The organism is Paenibacillus sp., assembly GCF_035645195.1.
Lineage (GTDB): Bacteria > Bacillota > Bacilli > Paenibacillales > YIM-B00363 > Paenibacillus_AE.
The window spans coordinates 112,919-132,576 of the sequence record NZ_DASQNA010000039.1; the positions used below are offsets into that span (position 1 = coordinate 112,919).

20 protein-coding genes are annotated in these 19,658 nt (G+C 56.7%); all 20 read left to right on the top strand.

All coding sequences use genetic code 11. The features are described 5' to 3' along the window. The first annotated feature begins 1 nt into the window (after position 1). The 20 genes from VE009_RS21065 to neuC all read left to right on the top strand — a co-directional run bounded on the left by VE009_RS21065 (position 2) and on the right by neuC (position 19,654). Positions 2-1,183 carry a sensor histidine kinase gene (locus tag VE009_RS21065; protein WP_325011091.1) on the top strand — a complete coding sequence of 394 codons (1,182 nt, stop codon included), beginning with the start codon at positions 2-4 and terminating at the stop codon, positions 1,181-1,183. After that, the gene (locus tag VE009_RS21070) at positions 1,176-1,913 is read left to right on the top strand and encodes a response regulator transcription factor (RefSeq protein WP_325011092.1); all 738 of its coding nucleotides are present in this window, start codon (positions 1,176-1,178) and stop codon (positions 1,911-1,913) included. Before VE009_RS21065 ends, VE009_RS21070 begins: the two co-directional genes overlap by 8 nt. Positions 1,914-2,005: 92 nt before the next feature. Then, positions 2,006-2,404, top strand: coding sequence for a hypothetical protein (locus VE009_RS21075; protein ID WP_325011094.1), 399 nt, complete (start codon positions 2,006-2,008; stop codon positions 2,402-2,404). An 83-nt stretch (positions 2,405-2,487) separates the two neighbouring features. After that, the gene (locus VE009_RS21080) at positions 2,488-4,290 is read left to right on the top strand and encodes a helicase-related protein (RefSeq protein ID WP_325011095.1); all 1,803 of its coding nucleotides are present in this window, start codon (positions 2,488-2,490) and stop codon (positions 4,288-4,290) included. Then, on the top strand, positions 4,277-5,092 hold the full coding sequence (locus VE009_RS21085) for a ComF family protein (RefSeq protein ID WP_325011097.1): 816 nt from the start codon (positions 4,277-4,279) through the stop codon (positions 5,090-5,092). The genes VE009_RS21080 and VE009_RS21085 overlap by 14 nt, the downstream gene beginning before the upstream one ends. 98 nt (positions 5,093-5,190) lie before the next feature. Further along, positions 5,191-5,589, top strand: coding sequence for a TIGR03826 family flagellar region protein (locus VE009_RS21090; protein WP_325011099.1), 399 nt, complete (start codon positions 5,191-5,193; stop codon positions 5,587-5,589). A 98-nt stretch (positions 5,590-5,687) separates the two neighbouring features. Next, a complete protein-coding gene (flgM, locus tag VE009_RS21095) occupies positions 5,688-5,963 on the top strand; it encodes a flagellar biosynthesis anti-sigma factor FlgM (protein ID WP_325011101.1) in 276 nt (91 codons plus the stop codon). Between the two features lie 19 nt (positions 5,964-5,982). Further along, positions 5,983-6,483, top strand: coding sequence for a flagellar protein FlgN (locus VE009_RS21100; protein WP_325011103.1), 501 nt, complete (start codon positions 5,983-5,985; stop codon positions 6,481-6,483). A gap of 36 nt (positions 6,484-6,519) precedes the next feature. Then, a complete protein-coding gene (flgK, locus tag VE009_RS21105) occupies positions 6,520-7,989 on the top strand; it encodes a flagellar hook-associated protein FlgK (protein WP_325011105.1) in 1,470 nt (489 codons plus the stop codon). A 35-nt stretch (positions 7,990-8,024) separates the two neighbouring features. Continuing rightward, positions 8,025-9,326 carry a flagellar hook-associated protein FlgL gene (gene flgL / locus VE009_RS21110; protein WP_325011107.1) on the top strand — a complete coding sequence of 434 codons (1,302 nt, stop codon included), beginning with the start codon at positions 8,025-8,027 and terminating at the stop codon, positions 9,324-9,326. 32 nt (positions 9,327-9,358) lie between these two features. Beyond that, positions 9,359-9,928 carry a DUF6470 family protein gene (locus VE009_RS21115; RefSeq protein ID WP_325011109.1) on the top strand — a complete coding sequence of 190 codons (570 nt, stop codon included), beginning with the start codon at positions 9,359-9,361 and terminating at the stop codon, positions 9,926-9,928. Positions 9,929-10,012: 84 nt separating this feature from the next. Next, positions 10,013-10,474: a flagellar assembly protein FliW gene (gene fliW, locus VE009_RS21120; protein WP_325011111.1), complete on the top strand. Its 462-nt coding sequence runs from the start codon at positions 10,013-10,015 to the stop codon at positions 10,472-10,474. Beyond that, positions 10,474-10,701, top strand: coding sequence for a carbon storage regulator CsrA (gene csrA / locus VE009_RS21125; protein WP_325011112.1), 228 nt, complete (start codon positions 10,474-10,476; stop codon positions 10,699-10,701). Before fliW ends, csrA begins: the two co-directional genes overlap by 1 nt. Before the next feature lie 204 nt (positions 10,702-10,905). Then, on the top strand, positions 10,906-12,921 hold the full coding sequence (locus VE009_RS21130; RefSeq protein WP_325011114.1) for a flagellin: 2,016 nt from the start codon (positions 10,906-10,908) through the stop codon (positions 12,919-12,921). 145 nt (positions 12,922-13,066) lie between these two features. After that, on the top strand, positions 13,067-13,657 hold the full coding sequence (locus VE009_RS21135) for a hypothetical protein (RefSeq protein WP_325011116.1): 591 nt from the start codon (positions 13,067-13,069) through the stop codon (positions 13,655-13,657). A 2-nt stretch (positions 13,658-13,659) separates the two neighbouring features. Next, complete coding sequence (locus tag VE009_RS21140) at positions 13,660-15,558, top strand: motility associated factor glycosyltransferase family protein (protein ID WP_325011117.1); 1,899 nt, start codon at positions 13,660-13,662, stop codon at positions 15,556-15,558. A gap of 24 nt (positions 15,559-15,582) precedes the next feature. Continuing rightward, positions 15,583-16,269 carry an acylneuraminate cytidylyltransferase family protein gene (locus VE009_RS21145; RefSeq protein WP_325011119.1) on the top strand — a complete coding sequence of 229 codons (687 nt, stop codon included), beginning with the start codon at positions 15,583-15,585 and terminating at the stop codon, positions 16,267-16,269. 45 nt (positions 16,270-16,314) lie between these two features. Beyond that, complete coding sequence (locus VE009_RS21150) at positions 16,315-17,325, top strand: NAD-dependent 4,6-dehydratase LegB (protein ID WP_325011121.1); 1,011 nt, start codon at positions 16,315-16,317, stop codon at positions 17,323-17,325. Continuing rightward, complete coding sequence (locus VE009_RS21155) at positions 17,322-18,488, top strand: LegC family aminotransferase (RefSeq protein WP_325011123.1); 1,167 nt, start codon at positions 17,322-17,324, stop codon at positions 18,486-18,488. Before VE009_RS21150 ends, VE009_RS21155 begins: the two co-directional genes overlap by 4 nt. Then, a complete protein-coding gene (gene neuC / locus VE009_RS21160) occupies positions 18,485-19,654 on the top strand; it encodes a UDP-N-acetylglucosamine 2-epimerase (RefSeq protein WP_325011125.1) in 1,170 nt (389 codons plus the stop codon). Before VE009_RS21155 ends, neuC begins: the two co-directional genes overlap by 4 nt. Positions 19,655-19,658 lie beyond the last annotated feature (4 nt).

The window sequence follows — 19,658 nt, forward strand, 5'->3', positions numbered from 1 at the left end:
GTTGAACGTTGAAGTCGATGCCATCGAGCGCGTACTCAAAAATGCGACCGAGGCGCTGGAGAGCAGCAAATACGATATTTTCGAAATCGGCGAGGCGGCGCGGCAGGAGCGGGAATCGCTCGCGGCGGAGCTTCAACGGGTCATGGATGAGCTGACGGAGACCATTCAAGCGGTCGATCGCCTCGAGGAGCAGTACCGGCGCTCCCGCGTCCGGCTCGTCGAGGTCAGCCGCGATTTCAAGCGTTACGGAGAGAAGGATATCCGGGAGGCGTACGAGAACGCCACGCAGCTGCAGCTGTCGCTCACCGTCAATCGGGAGAAGGAAACGAACCTGAAAAGCAAGCGCGACGAGCTGCACAAGCGGATTCGGAACGTCGAACGAACGATCGAGCGGGCCGAATCGCTGTTCTCGCAAATGAACGTCGTGCTCGAATATTTGTCCGGCGACCTCGGCCACGTGACCCGCATCTTAGAGTCGGCGAAAAATCGGCAACTGCTCGGCCTGAAGATCATCCTTGCGCAAGAGGAAGAGCGTCGGCGCATCGCGCGGGAAATTCACGACGGGCCGGCGCAGTCGATGGCGAACTTGATTTTGCGGACGGACATCGCGGAGCGCATGCTGGCGAAGGGCGAGTTAGGCGTCGTGAAGCAGGAGCTCGGCGATTTGAAACGAAACGTGCGGACGGAGCTTGAGGAAGTGCGGAAAATCATTTTCAATTTGCGGCCGATGGCGCTCGACGATCTCGGGCTCGTGCCGACGATCCGCAAGCTGACGCAGGATTTCGAGGAGAAGACGAAAATTCGCACGAAATTCGAGCTGCGCGGGAAGGAACGGCGCCTCGAAACCGGCATGGAAGTCGCGCTTTTCCGCCTCGTGCAGGAATCTTTGAACAACGTAGCGAAACATGCGGAAGCGACGTTCGTGACGGTCGAGCTGTCGTTCACCGCGGAAGGCGGGGTGAGGGTCGTCGTCGCGGACAACGGCGTCGGCTTCGACCTCTCGAAATGGAGCGCGCGGGCGCACGCCGGCGACACGAAGAGCTTCGGGCTCGTCGGGATGCGGGAGCGCGTGGAGCTGCTGGAAGGAAAATTCGAGATTGAATCGAATGTTAATGCAGGCACCAAAATCGCGATCGAAATTCCGTTGGACGACGGAACGAAGGAGGATGCGAACCATGGCTGAACGGACGAATCCGGTTTCCGAGGTAAGGATCGTATTGGCGGACGACCATTCGCTGTTTCGGGAAGGATTGAAACGGATTTTGAATATGGAGCCCGGGCTTCGAGTCGTCGCGGAATGCGGCGACGGCGAGACGGTGCTCGAGCTGTGCCGCGAGCTGCGCCCGGACGTGGTGCTGCTCGACATCAACATGCCGATCGCAAGCGGCGTGGAGGCGACCGAGGCATTGTACAAGGAAATGCCGGACGTGAAGGTCGTCATCTTGTCGATTCACGACGACGAAAGCTACGTGTTCGAAACGCTGCGCAAAGGCGCTTCCGGTTATTTGCTGAAGGACATGGAGACGGAAACGCTGATCGAAGCGATCCGCACCGTCGTAGCTGGGCATGCGTACATCCATCCGCGGGTGACGGGGAAGTTGATCAACCAAATTCGCCGCATGACGGAAAACGATGCGGAGCTCGAAACGGCGGCGACGTCCACGGCGGATATCGGCGGACAGTCGGTCGGCGTGCGGTTCATCCATACAGAAGACAACCCGCTCACGCGCCGCGAGGCCGAGGTGCTGCGGCTCATGTCGGAAGGGAAGAGCAACCGGTCGATCGGCGACTATTTGTTCATCAGCGAGAAGACGGTTAAAAATCACGTCAGCAGCATTTTACAAAAAATGAACGTCGACGATCGCACGCAGGCGGTCATCATCGCGATCAAAAACGGCTGGGTTACGCTGTAACCCGGCCTTTTTGCGGTATGTAAGGGGTTTCCTCGGAGGAGTCACCAGTTCTCCGGCGGCGGCATATGATGTTGCCAAAGGAGGGAGCTGCGATGGTGGAAGAATTGATCGCCGTTATCGCCGCTTACGGGATCGGCGTCGGTCTCGTGCATTGGCTTCGCCGGCGCTCCCGCGAGGGGCGCGAGGGAACGAAGCATGCGGTGATCGTGACTCGCGATGCCGGTTCGATCGTGGAATGGCATCTCCGCGCTTTGGCGTTCGGGCAGTGGCTGAAGTCGCGATATACGAAAATTACGTTGATCGACGAGGGATCCTCGGACGATACGCTGCGCATCGCGGAGCGGCTGCTCGGCAAGCTGCATGCGGAGTGGGAGTTGATTTCGGCGGCGACGCCGTCGGAGGCGCAGTCGCGGCTCGCGCGAATCGGCGCCGTTCACGAGATCGTGGTGATTCGAGGGGCGCTTGCCGGAGGCGCGGGATCGGCGGTATAATCGGGACAGTGAAGCACACTCTTTTTGGGGCGAAAGCCTTGAAGGGAGTGTGCTTTTTTGCGTTATTCCGAGGAGGGCTGGGAATGAGAGCAGTCGTGTACGGCGTCGCCGACGCGGGCGGCTGGCGGTGGGTCGTCAGCATCGCGCCCGAGGCCGATGCGCTCTGGTGGAAGCGGCAAGGCGCGGACCGGGTGTGGTTGTTCGGCGGCGGGCGCCGGTTGTCCTTCGGGCAAGCGGTCGAGCTGCGCGAACGGCTGGAACGGGAGTGCCCGGGAGGACCGGGGGAAGCCGGGAGCGGCGCTTGGGTGTCGCTGCGGGAGGCGTTCGGGGTTCCGACGGCGGGGTGGATGTTGGACGAGCCGGCGTACGAGCGGTGGGTGCGCCGCCTCGAAGGCAGGCTGCTGCTTCGGGAGGAGATCGAGGCGATGCTCGATCGGCCGGAGCCGTGGACGCCGCTGGCGCAGTGGGGCGCGCTGGAGGGGCGGCTTCGGCTGCGACGCGGCGCGGAGCGAGACGGCGCGGCGGATGCGGGAGCGGGCGCTGTGCGGGGGTGGCTGAGGCGCTGGCTGCGAGGTTGGCGGGGGAGGGGGCGCGGGAAGGCCGGGCGGTGGGCGCGGTATCGGTGCGTGCGCTGCGGCTTCGGCCTGGAGGCGCCGCTGCCGCTGGCCGATTGCGCCGTCTGCGGCGAGCCGTGCCCGTATTGCGAAGCCTGCCTGACGATGGGGCGGGTTCGGTTTTGCGCGCTGTTGGTGCAGGGGGTCGGGGGCGGCTCTTCCGGCGCCGGGAGCGGGAGCGCTTCGGCCGTTCGCCCGTTGGGCGCGGGCGGCTGGGGGCTCAGCCCCGCGCAGGCAGAGGCGGCCTCGGCGGCGCTGGATTTCTTGGGGCGCCCCGGAGGCGGATCGTTCCTGCTCTGGGCGGTGACGGGAGCGGGGAAGACGGAGACGATGTTTCCGCTCGTCGAGCGGACGCTGCGCGCGGGCGGGCGCGCGCTCGTGGCGACGCCGCGGAAGGACGTCGTGCTGGAGCTCGTGCCGCGGTTTCGAGCGGCGTTCCCCGCGGAGCGGGTCGTCGCGCTGTACGGCGGCAGCGAGGATCGCTGGGCGTCCGGCTCCTTGACGATCGCGACGACGCATCAATTGTTCCGGTTCCGGGAGGCGTTCGACCTCGTCGTGCTGGATGAGGTCGACGCGTTCCCGTACCGTGGCGATGCGCAGCTCGCGTTCGCGGCGGAAGGAGCGGCGCGGCGGGGCGGCAAGTTCGTGCTGCTGTCGGCGACGCCGCCGGCGGAGCTGCGCGAGGCCGCCCGGCGTGGGCGCCTCCCGCACGCCAAAGTGTGCGTGCGATTCCACGGGCGCCCGCTGCCCGTGCCCCGCCGCCTCGCGCTGCCGCCCCTTCGGCGCTGGAAGGACGCCGCGCCGCCGCCCGCGCTGCGCGAAGCGATCGCGGCGAGCCTGCGCCGCGGCGCGCAGCTGTTCGTCTTCGTGCCGCACATCGCGGTCGCGGACGCCGTGGCGCGGCTGCTCCGCGCCGCGTTCCCGGAGGCGCCCGTCGCCGGCACGTCGTCGAAGGACGAGGAGCGCGCCGCGAAGGTGCAGGCGTTCCGCGACGGCGGGCTGCGCATTATCGTGTCGACGACGATTTTGGAGCGCGGCGTCACCGTACCCAAGACGGACGTCTTCATTCTGGACGCGGACAGCTCGTTGTTCGACGATGCGTCGCTCGTCCAGATGGCCGGCCGCGCCGGGAGGAAGCGGGAGGAGCCGGACGGGAACGTGTACTTCTGTTCCTCGGAGTGGACGTCGTCGCAGCGGCAGGCGATCCGCGACATTCGCGCGATGAACGCGCTCGCGCGAAAGAAAGGGTATTTGACGCATGAGGGGCGGTAATGCGTGGTGGTCGCGGCTGCTCGACTTGCTGGAACGCGGGCTCGGCCCGGGCGGGGACGCCTGCCTGTGGTGCGGCGCCGCGCGTCGGGGGCGTCCGGCGTTCCCTCCCGACGCTTCTCCTTCCGCCCTCCGAGCGATGGAGCGGCTGTGCGGCGCATGCGCGTCCGGCATTCCGTGGATCGCGCGCCCCCTCTGCCCGGCGTGCGGACGGGCGGAGGCGTGCGGCGACTGCGCGCGGCGCGCGGTGTCGCACATCGTCGCGAACCGAGCCGCCGTGCGGTATACGCCTATGATGAAAGAGATGCTGGCCCGCTACAAATACCGGGGCTCGGAGCGGCTGGCGCCGCTGTTCGGCGACATGGCCTGCGCGGCGTACGAGCGGCTATCGTCCGACGCGTGGCGGAGCGAGACGCCGCCTCGGGCGCGCGCCGCGCTGACGTTCGTGCCGCTCAGCGAACGGCGCCTCGAGGAGCGCGGCTTCAATCAAGCCGAAGCGATGGCCGCATACGTCGGCCGCCGGTTCCGCGCGCCGGTCCTCCCGCTGCTCTCGCGCACGCGGCATACCGAGAAGCAAAGCTACAAAACCCGCCGCGAACGGCTCGAAAGCTTGGACCGAGCATTCGCGCTGCGGGACGACGGCGCGGCCGAGCTGGAGCGGCTTCTTCGCTCCGGACCGGTCCGGCTCGTCATCGTCGACGACGTCTACACGACCGGCAGCACGATGCAGCGGTGCGGGGCTACGGTCGCCGAACGATTCGGGTCGAATGGCTTGTCTATCTACGGATTAACATGGGCGAGGTAGACCGAAAGTCGGCAATCTCTCAATATACAAAACCATATATTTGCAGTACAATTTACGCAGTGAAATAATTATTCGCTGGTACTATCGGAGGTGTAATGATGTCTTTGAATGTGACGAATTGCCCGAAATGCGGCCGATTGATGGCGAAGGGACCGCGGCCGCTTTGTCCGAACTGCCATCAAGAGATCGAGGCGCAATTCGATAAATGCTGGAAGTATTTGCGCGACAATCGGAAATGCACGCTCGGGGAGCTGAGCGAGGCGACCGGCGTCAGCACGGCGCAAATCACGAAATTCATCCGCGAGGGGCGCATCTCGATCGCGGAGCTGCCGAACTTGAGCTATGAATGCGAAGTGTGCGGGACATCGATCCGAGAAGGGAAAATGTGCGAAAGCTGCCGGCAGCGGCTCGTGCGCGACGTCAACGCGATGAAAGCGTCCGAAGACCGGACGAATCAGCCCGAGCGCGGATTAGGTTTCTTGAAGGATAGAAAATAGGAAAAAACGTATATTAACAAAATAGATTCGGAAACCGATATGTATAATATGAATATCGGTTTCCTTTTTTATTTTGTCGGTATAGGCGGTGGTTGCAAATGAAAATCAACGAATCCGGGCGGATTACTTCGGTGAACGCGTACCGGAACGGATACCAAAACCAAGACTCTAAAATCGCTGGCAAGGGCAAGCAAGCGAGCATGAAGGATAACGTGCAAATTTCTCCCGAGGCGCTAGAAATGCTAGAAGCCGAGCGAGCGAACCAAGGGGATCGGGCTGAGCGGCTGGAACAGCTGCGAGCCTCCGTCCAGAATGGCACGTACAGAGTCGATGCGGAGAAGCTCGCCGAGAAGCTTTTGCCGTTTTTAAAATAACAACGAAGGGGTGACGCCGGTGACGGTCGCACAGCTGTTGTCCGTCTTGGAACGGATGACGGAAACACACGAGGAATTGATCGCATTGGCGGAACAGAAGAAAGAAGCTCTAATTCGCAACAACGTGGACGAGGTGTCCGCGATCGTGAATAGAGAAACGAGGGCGGTGAAGGTCGTCGACACGCTCTTAAAAGAGCAGGCCGACGCGACTAACGCCTTCTTCCGGGCGAGAGGCTTCCAAACGACGCGGGCAGTCACAGTGACGGAGCTTTCTCGCATGGTCACCGATCCGCAGGAGAAGAAGCGGCTGCTGGACGCGAGAGATCGGCTAACGGCGGCGATCGCACAGTTGAAAACGAAAAATGAACTGAATCAGAAGCTGATCGAGCAATCGATTTCCTATATAAATTACACATTGGATTTGGTGCTCGGACCGGATGAGGAGCCGATCTACCACAATCCTGCGTCACAAGCGACGGGCGGGGCCAAGCGCATGAGCTACTTCGATTCCAAAGCGTAACGATCCCATCCCGCGCATTACGAAAGGAGCGACCTCATGCGTTCGTCGTTCAGCGGTTTAGAAATCGCCAAAAGAAGCTTATTCACCCATCAAGCGGCGCTCTCGACAACGGGGCATAATGTGGCCAACGCCAATACGCGCGGCTATACGAGGCAGGTCGTCAATATGACGGCGTCGAGTCCGATCGAAGCCGTAGGCCTCATGCGTTCCGGCGTCCCGGGACAGATGGGACAAGGCGTCGAATTTTCTTCGATTACCCGCGTTAGGGAGCAGTTTTTAGATAAGCAATTTTATAACGAAAACAAAAGCTTAGGCCAATGGACCGTTCGCAAAGAGACGCTGGAAAAGCTCGAAGCGATCATCAATGAGCCTTCGGATACCGGATTGAACAGCGTGCTGAATACGTTCTGGAGTTCCTGGCAGGAACTGTCCAAAGCTCCGGACAATCTCGAAGCCAGAGCGCTGGTGAAAGAGTCGTCGCTGGCGCTGGCGGATTCGTTCAACCACGCGGCGCGCCAATTGAGCGATTTAAAGTCGGACTTGTCCGACAGTATCAACGTGAAAGCCGGCGAGGTCAATTCGCTGCTTACGCAGATCGCCCGGCTGAACGAACAAATTTACCGCAACGAGGGATTGGGCGACAATGCCAACGACCTGAGGGATCGCCGAGACGTCTTGGTCGACGACTTGTCCAAGATTATAAATCTTACCGTGCAGGACGGAGAACAGGGTTATACGATCTCGATGGGGTCGGAAGTGCTGGTCGAAGGCAACGTGCCGACCGAATTCGATTCGGACCTCGTTACGTCCGCTTACGCGGAGGACGGATCGGGCGACTTGAACAGCGGGGAGCTGTTCGGATTGATCTACTCGAAGGATCGAATCGTTACAGGATATCAAAACCAGCTCGACGCGTTGGTGACGACGATTGCAGCAGAGCTCAACGCCGTGCATCAAACCGGCTACACGCTTGAGCATCCGGTCACGCTCGGCGGCGAGTTTTTCCAGTTCGCGCCGCTCGATCCGGACAACCCGAAAACGGCGGCTGAACGATTCCGTTTACACCCGGATATCGCGAACGACGTAGAGAAAATCGCGACGTCAGCTCGCACCTACACGGACGCTAACGGCGTCGTGCGCGTCGTACGCGGGAACAACGAGGTCGCGCTGCAGATCGCGCAACTGCGCAACCAGAAGTTCAATTTCGATGGCAGCGGTTTGGAGAAAATCATTCTGAACGGCGGCACGTTCGACGAATTTTTGCGGGCGGTCGTCGGGGAAATCGGCATTCAAGCGCAGGAAGCGACGCGCCAATCCGATAACCAACAGACGCTGGTCGATCAAATCGACGCGCGCAGACAATCGGTAAGCGGCGTATCGTTGGACGAAGAAATGTCGAACATGATTAAATTCCAACATGCTTACAACGCTGCGGCGCGGGCGCTGACGACGTTCGACGAAATGCTCGACAAAGTCATTAACGGCATGGGTACAGTAGGCCGTTAACGGTAGACCCGAACGGCGGGAAAGGAGCTTAAGGCATGGTGGGTCGCGTAACGCAAGGCATGATCAACAGCCAGTTTATGCGCAGCTATAACTATAACTTGGCGCAGATGACAAAGTACCAAGAGCAGATCAATACGGGCCGAGTCATAAACAAGCCTTCGGACAACCCCGTCGGCATTTCTTTCGCGCTTCGGTACCGGGCCGAAATTTCAATCCACGAAAAATACCAGGAAAACATCGACACGGCGACTTCGTGGCTGGAGTACACCGACACGATGCTGGACCAGACGAACCAGATCTTGCAGCGGGTGCGAGAGTTAACCGTGAACGGTTCGACGGGAAGCAACCCGCAATCCGCGCTCGACGCCATCAAGGCGGAAATCCTTGAATTGACGAAACAGCTCACGACGATCGGGAACAGCCAATTCAACGGGAAGTACGTGTTTAACGGTCAGCTCACGGATGTGCCGCCTTACAGCGCAGCCGTTTCCGAGGGCAGGCCGGCGACGAGCGGATTTTCCCAAGGCAACGTCGACGTAAGCAGCGCCGTGCTGACTTCGTCGAATAACGCTTTGGATCTTATCGTCGACGGGCAGACGGTATCTGTGACGATTCCTCCGTTCGATTACACGACGTTAGGGGACGCGGGGGCTGAACAACTGGCGGCCGACTTGCAGTCGCGCATTAATGCAGCGACGGCGACCACGGACGTCACAGTAACGGTCGGCAAAAACAATCAGCTGAGAATCGCCTCGAATTCGGCGGGGACGACATCTTCCGTGCAAGTGACCGGCGGAAGCTTCGCGATCGCATGGCTCAGCGCCGCGGGGGATCTGTCTGATTTGGAGGAGACGGCCGGTTTCGCAGCCAGCGACGCAGGCGTGTTCATCCAAGCGCAATCGGCGCGCACGGACAAGGGCGGCATCGAATTCGAGATCGGCACCGGGGTGAACATCGCCGTCAACATTACCGGGGACGCCGTCTTCGGCGCTCCGGAAGAGAACGACAACCTGTTCAGGGTGATGAACGACATCTACAACGCGCTCGATGCGGGGGATACGGCGAAGGTATCCGATTTGCTCGGCAATCTGGACCAGCGAATGAACAAATTCCTTGCCGTGCGGGCGGACGTCGGCGCGAAGATGAACCGGACGGAGCTTGCGAGCGAACGAATGAAGGATATCAACTACAACTTGACGACGCTGCAGGCCAATATCGAAAATGCCGACATGGCGGAGCTGATCACGACGCTGAAAACGTTTGAGAACGTGTATCAAGCTTCCTTATCCATCGGTTCGAGAATTATTAGCCAAAGTCTTGTAGATTTCTTGAGATAATTTGAAACCGGATCGTCGGAAGGTGAACGCGAGTGAAGGTCGGCGCAAGCATTCAAATGCGGCAGCAGTTCGCCAAAATCGGGATCGAGAGCGAGCCGGGGCGCTACGAAATTAAGCAGCCCCGGCCCAACTTCGAAATGAATACAAAACATCCGAAGTTGGTAGCAACCTATCACCGCGGGGAACTGACCATCGATTCGACCCGAGCCCGGGAGGCGTTCGGGAAAGGGAACGTGTTTCAGTTTACGCGCTTGATGGCCCAAGAAGGACAGCGTCTCGCGCTGGAAGGCATCGGCCGACGCGTCGACGAGGGCAACCGTATGAAGGCGATTCATACCGGTCAGAATGCTATTGCGGATATTGCATACGACAGCGTATTTCGGGATTTTAAAATCAATTACGAAGGGCCGTTCACGCCCGATCCTGTCGATGTCACGTATACGGCAGTGGAACCGGACATGCAATTCGAGCCGGGCAGCGTGTCGGTACAGTCGAGCCCGAATCCGCCGCAAATCCAATACCACGTCGGTAAGGTCAGAGTTTACTTGCAGCAGAAGGCCTCGCTCGAGATTACTCCTCCGGTCATTGATCAAACCGTCTAGATTAGGACATAAATGAATGATAGAGAACTTCGACTATAGATGAATGATCTATAGTTTTATTTTTGGGCAAAGGTGCGATACGATATGAAACTAGATACGACTCGGTTCGGGGAAATCGAAGTTGAGGAGGACAAAATCGTTCGGTTCCCGCAAGGCATTCCCGGGTTCGAACATTGCCGAGACTTTATTTTCCTACAGCCGCCTAACGCGCAAATCCCGGTATGGTTCATGCAGTCGATCGAGGACGGCGCGCTGGCGTTTATGGTCATGAATCCGTTCCTCGTGTTTCCGGACTATACGATCGATTTGCCGGATTCCGTCCAAGAAGAGCTGGATATCCGCACCGAGGAAGACGTTATGACGGTGGCGATCATTACGATTTCGGAACGGAAGGAAATGACGTTGAATTTGCTGGCGCCGGTCATTTTGAACCAACGGACCCGTACGGCGAAACAGGTGGTGCTTCATAACAGCGGGTATCAGACAAAGCATGCCGTCAACCTGCAAGAAATCGCCGCGACCGGTGGAAGGCGGGGTGATCTCTGATGCTGGTCCTGTCCCGCAAAAAGGGCGAATCGATCGTGATCGACGGCAATATCGAAATCACCGTGCTCGGGGTGGAGGGAGATACCGTGAAGATCGGCATCAACGCGCCGAAATCGATCGACATATTCCGCAAAGAAGTGTTCGACATGATCCAGCAGTCAAACCGCGAAGCTTCGCTGACCGTAAGACCAGAGGATTTGGACGAGCTGTTCGGCGGAAAAAAATAGAGCCGGGGGAAGAGGGCAGTCGATGCGGGCGAGGTTCCCGCTATGGCTGCCGTTTTCTTTTTTCTAGTTTTTCTATCGGAAGTCTAAAGTTTCGGATGAGGTTTGCCGATAAAAATGGGTAGGGACAAAACTAGGGCGGCCGACCTAGGGGAAAGTCTCAGCCACACGGACGTGGCCCATTAGATCTTCAAGGAGGAAGAATCAATGCGTATTAATCACAACTTGGCGGCGCTGAATACATATCGTCAGCTGTCCTCCAACAACGTCAACTCGGGCAAGAACATCGAGAAGCTCTCTTCCGGTCTCCGCATCAACCGCGCAGGCGACGACGCTGCAGGTCTTGCGATCTCCGAGAAAATGAGAGCCCAAATCCGCGGCTTGGATCAAGCTTCCCGGAACTCGCAGGACGCGATTTCCTTGATCCAAACGACGGAAGGCGCGCTGAACGAGACGCAAAACATCCTCCAGCGGATGCGCGAACTCGCGACGCAAGCTTCCAACGACACGAACGTCGCCGTCGACCGCGCTGAGATCCAGAAGGAAATCAACCAGCTTTCCTCGGAAATCAACCGGATCGGCAACACGACGGAATTCAACACGCAGAAGCTCCTCAACGGCGCGAAGGCGAACACGTACACGGAATTTACAGGTCTGTTCTCCAACGCAGCGGGCAGCAAGACTTTCGCAGGCGCATCCGGTTTGGCTGCGGTTACGGGCATTACGATCGTGGGCTCGGGTAATTTGGTTTCCGGCACAAATACGGTGAAATTCACTCGTACGGCTGTCGACCATGCTGACCAAACGGTCTCCGATGCAATGACGACGGCGGGATCGAGCGGCAATATCGGTGCGAACTTCGGCGGCGGTGTCACGATTACTTCCGGTGCGGTAAACTTCGCCAACAGCGGCTTCTCCATCACGTACGACCACACTGCAAAGACGCTCACGATCTTTGGTTCCGGCGCAAGCGGCCAAATCAACGATACGATTTCAATCACCGGCGGCGTAGTCAATTATGACCAGTTCGGAGTTTCGTTCTCGTTCAACACGTCCGGTTTGACAGGCAATGGTGCGGTTGAATTCGCGAGTGGCGTGATGTCCGGTGCCAACACATACACTACGAATCAGCTTGGCTATGCAAGTACAAACTCGGGCACTAACGATTGGATGACCAATATCGCGATTGGCACCCCGGCGTTGAGCAGTGGCCTTTCGGGCGCGAATGATCTTCCTCCTGTCAATATGACATGGACGATCACGCTGAAGGGAGCCAACGGCGCAAGCGGCTTTACGATCTCCGGTGTTGGATCCGGTTATTCGATTACTGATACAGTGACGACTGACCTTTCCTCGGCAACTCACGCGTACACCGGTTATGGCCTGAGCTTTACGATCGGTAGCGGCACGAGCGGTAGAGACGGCGATACGGTCACTTTCACCACCACCCCTAGTTTCACTTACGCGATGAACGTGAACGGGTCGTCCACGACGATCGCATCCGGTTCTACCGGTCTTGCAGCCGGCACGTATACGGCTAATGGAATCCGAGTTACTACATCGGGAACGCAATTGACTACAGGTGTAGAGACTTCCGTAGGCTCCTTCACGGTAGTCACGGAAGGTTCCAGCGGAACGAATAATTCCGTCACGTTCCAGATCGGCGCGAACCAGAATCAGTCGATGTCCCTCGACATCAACGACATGCGTGCCAAAGCGATCGGCGTTACGACGACGAACTCCGGCGGCGACAACGGCATCTGGGTCAACATCTCCCGGAAGCATGACGACCTCGTTCTGAACGGCGTCATGAAATCCGGCGGCGAAGTTGGCGGCGAAGCAGGCAAGTGGTACGTCCAAGCTTGGTTCACGGCCGACACGACCGTAACGAACGGAACGGATGCAACGAATGTCGAGTATGGACTTGACATGAGCGATTCCACGAAGGCGTCTGCGGCGATCACGGTCATCAACGACGCGATCGAACGCGTATCCGCAGAGCGCGCAAAGCTTGGCGCGAACCAAAACCGCCTCGAGCACACGATCAATAACTTGGCAACTTCCGCAGAGAACCTTACGGCTGCCGAGTCCCGCATCCGCGACGTAGACATGGCGAAAGAGATGATGGAGTTCACGAAGAACAACATCCTCACGCAAGCTGCGCAAGCGATGCTGGCTCAAGCGAACCAACAGCCGCAAGGCGTGCTCCAGTTGCTCCGTTAATAAGAAACTCTCCGATAGAGGGCTCCCGCGAGGGGGCCTTCTTTCTTTTGCTTCTAATTCCCATAGGGAGAATCTATTCAGAATTTTACCCCCTTAACCGATAAAGAATGTATAACTTGTAATTTCCAACGTGGAGGAGATCCGCTTGCAGGTATTGATGTTGGATGATCGGTATGAAGTCCGGACAGAGGATGCGTTGAGCGAACTGTTTGAAATACTGGACCGAAAAATGAAAGAAGCGGACTTACTAATAAGTCATATGACAGTAGATGGTGTAGAAATATACGACGACCATTACGATGTTCTTGCGTCGAAACTAAATTCAATTAAAGAAGTAATCGTCGAGGTGCGTACGCGCGGTCAATTGATCGAGGATATGATCCATTCATCCGAGGAATATATCCAACGTGCGCTCCCCGAAGTGAAAGATTTGGCTGATGCATTTTATCGCAATGATATGGCCGGATGGGCGAAGTTGGAGCAGCTCTTCGAGGGAATGCAATGGTTGACTCAATTGAGCGAAGCTTTACGAGAAGTCTCATCCGGAGGCGGCCCAACGAGCGGGGACATGCACCAGCTATTAAGCGACTTCCAACCGCAGTGGAAAGAGATGGTGGAGGCGGTTGAACAAGGGGACAAGGCGTTGGTCGGGGACTTATTAACGTATGAAGTAGTGCCGCTATTAGAGCGGCTCCTAATTCAGGCCAAGACATTAAAAACTAGCCGGGGTAACTAAGTATGATTCTTATCGATAACGTACAGCTGCTAAAATCAAATTTTCAGCCCCTCTGGTCTCGGATGGAAAAAGAGCAGGCATCGTTGCAAAATGAAACTTTACAACTTGTAAACAGCCGGAGCGGGGACCCGACATTGATCTACGACAACGACAACGGAACGCCGGTGTACCTCCATAGTCGATATAATCCGCGGGAGGAAGCGGAAAAGTTCGTAGAGCAGTACCGGAATTTAGGTAACTATAAACATATATTTTTTTACGGCATTGGCTTAGGGTACCACATCGAGGCGATGCAAGCGCTCCACCCCCAAGTTGCCTATAGCGTCTATGAACCGAACGCGTCCGTATTCGTGAAGTTTCTGGAAACCCGTTTGTTCAAAGATGTGTTCCGGAGGAGACCGGATCAACTGTATATCCAGTGGAGTTCCGCGGATATCACCTCTCATGTATCGGATTTCATCAACAAAATTAAAGATCACGTGTTGTTGGTCGTCTTGCCAAGTTACGAGAGAGCATTCCAAGAGGAGTTTCGCGCATTTCAGCAAACCTTCATTAAGGCGATCTCCGGTAAACGGTCTGCTCTGAATACGAACTTTGCATTTGAAAAACGGTGGATTGTCAATGGCATGCTTAATATCAAGCATACATTGGAGTCGCCGAGCATCCTGGATAAGAAACGGCAGCATTTTGAACAGAAACCTGCGATTATCGTTTCCGCCGGACCGTCCCTCGAAGAAGAACTCGAAAATTTGCGCCAAATCAAAGAGAGCGGTACCGCATACATTTTCGCAGTGGGATCGGCGATTAACGCCTTGCTTTCGGCTGGGATTCAACCGGACGCAGCTTGCACTTATGACCCCTCGGCATTAAATCAAAAAGTCTTCGAGAAACTGGTTCAACAAAACATCGACAACATTCCGTTGATTTATGGTACGACTGTCGGTTTTGAAACGCTGCAGCAGTATCCGGGTCCTAAGCTGCACATGATTACGAGCCAAGACTCTACTGCGGCTGTTTTTCTAAAGAAGGAAGAAGGAACGCCTTTAGAAGTCGTCAACGACGCTCCTTCCATTGCCGTTATAACGCTGCAATTGTTATATAGATTAGGATGCAATCCGATTATTCTTGTCGGGCAGAACTTATCCTACAAGGACGAACGGTTTTATTCGGCGGGTATCGAGTACTCCCACAGGCCTTCCAAACTGTCGGAAGCCGAATTGCAGAGGGCATTCCCCGTAGAAGCGGTGGACGGAAGTCAAGTGCTGACCAACAACAGTCTGAATCAGATGCGGCTGCAAATCGAACAGTATATAAAGGCTTTCGATCCGCAAACCGTTGTCATCAATACGACGCAGGGCGGTGCGAACATCGAGGGCACGAGGTTCGAAGCGCTGCGAGATGTCATGAGCCAATATTGCAAGGAAGCCTGCGTTGAACCGGATTGGATGAAAGGTAAAGATGGAGCGTATGACGTCGAATATTTACGAAAGCAATCCATGGAAATGGAAGAAGCTTTTAAAGAGTTATGCAGGATATTCGATCAGCTAGTCGACATTATGAGAGACCTCAAGCGTTTTGCGGATCAAGGGAATGCAAGGGCATTGGAAGGGATGTTCCCTAAGTTCGATAGGGTATTCAAACGGATGAAGACGAATCAATATCATTATCATTACATTCAACCTATGAATCGGGTTCAGTTCGAGATACTACTGAAACATACCCAAGAGATTCGGTTCCAGCGCGATCAGGTTACCAAGGCGAATATGCTGCTCGATGTCTTCGGGAAATATTTATCGCATTGCCGACGCGATTTGGAACAATCGATCCCCGTGTTCGGTTATATGCTTCAAGCTATCCGCGAATACGCGGCATCGAAAACGGAGCTGGCTCAGTCGAGCTGATCGAAATGTATCGGAGGCGCAGCGATGATCGACGGCAAAACAATATTGGCGGTCGTTCCGGCTCGGGGAGGTTCGAAGGGCGTCCCGAGAAAAAACATTCGGCCTCTGGCGGGCAAGCCGCTTATTGCTTGGACGATCGGGGAGGCGAAGGCGTCGAAGTACATCGACCGAGTGATCGTCTCTTCGGAGGACGATGAAATTATCGAGACGGCAAGACAGTTCGGCGGGGATGTCCCCTACGTTAGGCCTGAATCCTTGGCTCAGGACGACACACCGGGGATCGACCCGATCCTTCATGCCATGGAAATGGTGCCGGGATACGATTACGTCATGCTTCTCCAACCGACGTCCCCGCTTCGGACGGCGGGGGATATCGACGGATGCATCGAGTTGTGCCACTCTCAGCGGGCGAAGGCTTGCGTGACGGTGACGGAGCCGGAGAAAAGTCCGTATTGGATGTATACGGTAGATGGCGAAAATAAGATGCAGTCCCTTCTGAATGTGGATGTCATCCCCAACCGGCAGCAGTTGCCGAAGGTATACGCCCTGAACGGCGCCGTCTACATCGCCGAAAGCGAGTGGCTGCGGGAGCGAAAGGCGTTCATTACCTCCGAAACGGTCGCATACCCGATGCCGAAGGAGCGATCTTTCGACATCGACAATGAGATCGATTTTCGGTTGTGCGAGTGGATGATCACGCAGCGTACGTAACCGGCTGTTCGCAGCTTGGGCATAGATTTAGGAGGCTGGAAGTCGATGGATCGCAATTCGCAAAAAGTGCTGGTTACGGGAGCCGACGGCTTTATCGGGTCCCACCTGACAGAAACGCTCGTAAGGCAGGGCTACCAAGTCCGAGCCTTCGTGCTTTATAACTCGTTCAACTCTTGGGGCTGGCTCGACCATGCTCCGGAAGATATCAAGCAATCGATTGAAATCTTCAGCGGCGACATACGAGATCCGTTCGGGGTGAAGGAGGCGATGAAAGGCTGCGATGCGGTACTGCATCTTGCTGCCCTCATCGCGATTCCGTACTCGTATCATTCACCCGCCACTTACGTGGACACCAACGTCAACGGGACGTTGAACGTTTTGGAAGCCGCGAAAAGCTTGGGAATCAGCAAGGTGATCCATACATCAACCAGCGAAGTGTACGGCACGGCGAGGTTCGTTCCGATTACGGAGGAGCATCCGCTGCAGGGACAATCGCCCTATTCCGCGACGAAAATTGCCGCCGACCAACTGGCGATGTCTTATTATTACTCCTTCCAAACGCCGGTGACGATCATTCGCCCTTTCAATACTTACGGGCCGCGGCAGTCCGCTCGGGCGGTCATTCCGACGATCATCACCCAGATCGCGCAGGGGGCCCGCCAAATTAAATTAGGTGCCTTGCACCCGACGCGAGACTTCAATTTCGTGAAAGATACGGTTGCCGGCTTTATCGCGGCGCTCGAAACGGATGCGATCGAAGGGGAAGTCATTAATTTGGGCAGCAATTACGAAATTTCGATCGGAGATACGGTCAAGGCGATCGCCGATACGATGAATGCGGAAATCGAAATTCAAACGGACGAACAGCGTCTGAGGCCCGAGAAAAGCGAAGTCGAGCGGCTGTGGGCGGACAATGCGAAGGCGAAGCGGATACTCGGGTGGGAACCGAGATACGGGGGTTTAGAAGGTTTTAAACGGGGTCTCCAAGAGACGGCGGCTTGGTTTACGGACAAACAAAATCTCAGCGCGTACAAGGCGGATCGATACAATATATGATTACGGCCGATGTCATTCAAGCCCTAGATTCTATTTTTCAGAACCGATCGGCGCCGCTTGCGCTGCACGAACCCCAGTTTTCGGGGAATGAATGGGCTTACGTGAAGGAATGTTTGGACACAGGGTGGGTGTCCTCCGTAGGCAAATACGTCGATTTGTTCGAACAGAAGCTGGCCGAGGCGGCGGGCGTGCGTCGAGCCGTCGCTGTCGTGAATGGGACCGCGGCGCTTCATATTTGTTTACAGCTTTGCGGCGTAGAGCCCGGGGACGAAGTGCTGATTCCGGCCTTGACGTTCGTGGCTACCGCTAATGCTGTCTCTTATTGCGGAGCTGTCCCCCATTTCGTGGACAGCGAGGCTTCGACGCTCGGCATCGATCCCCGAAAACTAGATAGGTATTTGGCCGACATTGCGGTATTGAAAGAAGGCGTTTGCCATAACAAGCATACCGGTCGGAGAATCAAGGCTGTCGTCCCGATGCACACATTCGGTCACCCGGTCGACCTGGACTCGCTTATGGACGTTTGCCGTACGTACGGCATCGAGTTGATCGAGGATGCAGCCGAATCGCTGGGATCGTTCTATAAGGGCAGACACACCGGCGGGTTCGGAAAGGCGGCGGCGCTCAGCTTTAACGGCAACAAGATCATTACGACCGGGGGCGGCGGCGCGATTGTAACGAATGACGAACAATTAGCGGATCGAGCCAAACATATAACGACGACCGCGAAGCTGCCGCATCGCTGGGATTTCTTCCATGACGAGATCGGATACAATTACCGTCTTCCTAACCTGAACGCCGCGTTAGGCTGTGCTCAGTTAGAGCAAATGCCAGCTTTTCTTGAGAACAAGCGCCGTCTGGCGGCGAAGTACGAAGAGGCGTTCCGGGACGTGCCGGGGGTTGCCTTTTTTACCGAGCCTTCGTTCGCCCGAAGCAATTACTGGCTGAATGCGCTGCTGCTGGACGATCAGTTCACCGATCAGAAAGACGACCTGCTGGCAGCGCTCCATCAATCCGGATACTTGTCTCGCCCCGTTTGGACGCTGCTGAACCGCCTCCCGATGTTTCGAGATTGTCCGGCAATGGATCTTAGCTGCGCGGAGCGGTTGGAACGGTCCATCATCAACTTGCCCAGCAGCGCGAAATTAGGCGAGGGATTATGAAGAGAAGGAAAATTTGTATCATTACGGGTACGCGAGCCGAGTACGGTCTTCTCTTCAAGCTGATGTCTGAAGTGCAATCCGACTCGGATCTTGAACTACAGATCATCGCCACGGGCATGCACCTGTCTCCCGAATTCGGACTCACGTATCGGCTCATCGAGCAGGATGGTTTCCGAATCGATGAGAAGGTGGAAATGCTCATGTCCAGCGATTCGCCGGTCGGCATCGCCAAGTCGATCGGCCTTGGGACGATTGGATTCGCTGACGCATTCCAACGGTTAGCTCCGGATGTCATCGTAATGTTGGGAGACCGGTACGAAATTTTGGCAGCGGCTCAAGCTGCGATGACGGCACGCATTCCGATCGCTCATATCCACGGAGGAGAATTGACCGAAGGGTTGATCGATGAAGCCATCCGTCATTCCGTGACGAAAATGGCGCACCTTCACTTTACGTCCGCAGAGCCGTATAGAAGGCGTGTGATCCAGTTAGGCGAACATCCGTCGAGGGTGTATAACGTCGGCGCGCCGGGATTGGACTACATCCGAGACGCGGAATTGATGACGCGGACGGAGCTGGAACGGGAACTAGGCATGGCACTGGATGGACGGCTGTTTCTGGTCACGTACCACCCGGTAACGCTGGCGGGCGCGGATCAGACGCATGCGTTAGAGCAGCTGCTTCAGGCGTTGGATCATTTCCCGGAGGCGCGAATCGTATTTACGAAGTCCAATTCCGATACCCATGGGCGGGTCATCAACGAACGGCTCGAGCGGTATGCAGCCGATCGTTCCGAACGGGCGAAGGTATTCACGAATTTGGGACAACGCAGATACCTAAGCGTCCTGAAAGCCGCCGACGCGGTGATCGGCAATTCATCCAGCGGCATTATCGAGGCCCCGTTCCTCAAGACGCCTACCGTCAACATCGGCGAACGCCAAAGCGGGCGCTTGCGAGCTCCTTCTGTGCTGGATGCAGCTGACGATGCGAACGAGATCGTTCGTTGCTTACGGACGGCGCTGGACGACGATTTCCGCAGCCGCATCGAGCGGGCGGAATCGATATTCGGAGATGGCACGGCATCCCGAAAGATGAAGGAAATCTTAAAATCAGCGGAGCTGGAAGGCATCGTATTCAAGCGATTCTACGATCTGGAAGTGAATTGAATTC

Coding starts and splice junctions, on each gene's coding strand:
- flgM (WP_325011101.1), top strand. CDS start 5,688: ATGAAAATCAACGAATCCGGGCGGATTACTTCGGTGAACGCGTACCGG.
- VE009_RS21070 (WP_325011092.1), top strand. CDS start 1,176: ATGGCTGAACGGACGAATCCGGTTTCCGAGGTAAGGATCGTATTGGCG.
- VE009_RS21085 (WP_325011097.1), top strand. CDS start 4,277: ATGAGGGGCGGTAATGCGTGGTGGTCGCGGCTGCTCGACTTGCTGGAA.
- VE009_RS21075 (WP_325011094.1), top strand. CDS start 2,006: ATGGTGGAAGAATTGATCGCCGTTATCGCCGCTTACGGGATCGGCGTC.
- VE009_RS21140 (WP_325011117.1), top strand. CDS start 13,660: ATGATTCTTATCGATAACGTACAGCTGCTAAAATCAAATTTTCAGCCC.
- fliW (WP_325011111.1), top strand. CDS start 10,013: ATGAAACTAGATACGACTCGGTTCGGGGAAATCGAAGTTGAGGAGGAC.
- flgL (WP_325011107.1), top strand. CDS start 8,025: ATGGTGGGTCGCGTAACGCAAGGCATGATCAACAGCCAGTTTATGCGC.
- VE009_RS21155 (WP_325011123.1), top strand. CDS start 17,322: ATGATTACGGCCGATGTCATTCAAGCCCTAGATTCTATTTTTCAGAAC.
- flgK (WP_325011105.1), top strand. CDS start 6,520: ATGCGTTCGTCGTTCAGCGGTTTAGAAATCGCCAAAAGAAGCTTATTC.
- csrA (WP_325011112.1), top strand. CDS start 10,474: ATGCTGGTCCTGTCCCGCAAAAAGGGCGAATCGATCGTGATCGACGGC.
- VE009_RS21130 (WP_325011114.1), top strand. CDS start 10,906: ATGCGTATTAATCACAACTTGGCGGCGCTGAATACATATCGTCAGCTG.
- VE009_RS21090 (WP_325011099.1), top strand. CDS start 5,191: ATGTCTTTGAATGTGACGAATTGCCCGAAATGCGGCCGATTGATGGCG.
- VE009_RS21145 (WP_325011119.1), top strand. CDS start 15,583: ATGATCGACGGCAAAACAATATTGGCGGTCGTTCCGGCTCGGGGAGGT.
- neuC (WP_325011125.1), top strand. CDS start 18,485: ATGAAGAGAAGGAAAATTTGTATCATTACGGGTACGCGAGCCGAGTAC.
- VE009_RS21150 (WP_325011121.1), top strand. CDS start 16,315: ATGGATCGCAATTCGCAAAAAGTGCTGGTTACGGGAGCCGACGGCTTT.
- VE009_RS21080 (WP_325011095.1), top strand. CDS start 2,488: ATGAGAGCAGTCGTGTACGGCGTCGCCGACGCGGGCGGCTGGCGGTGG.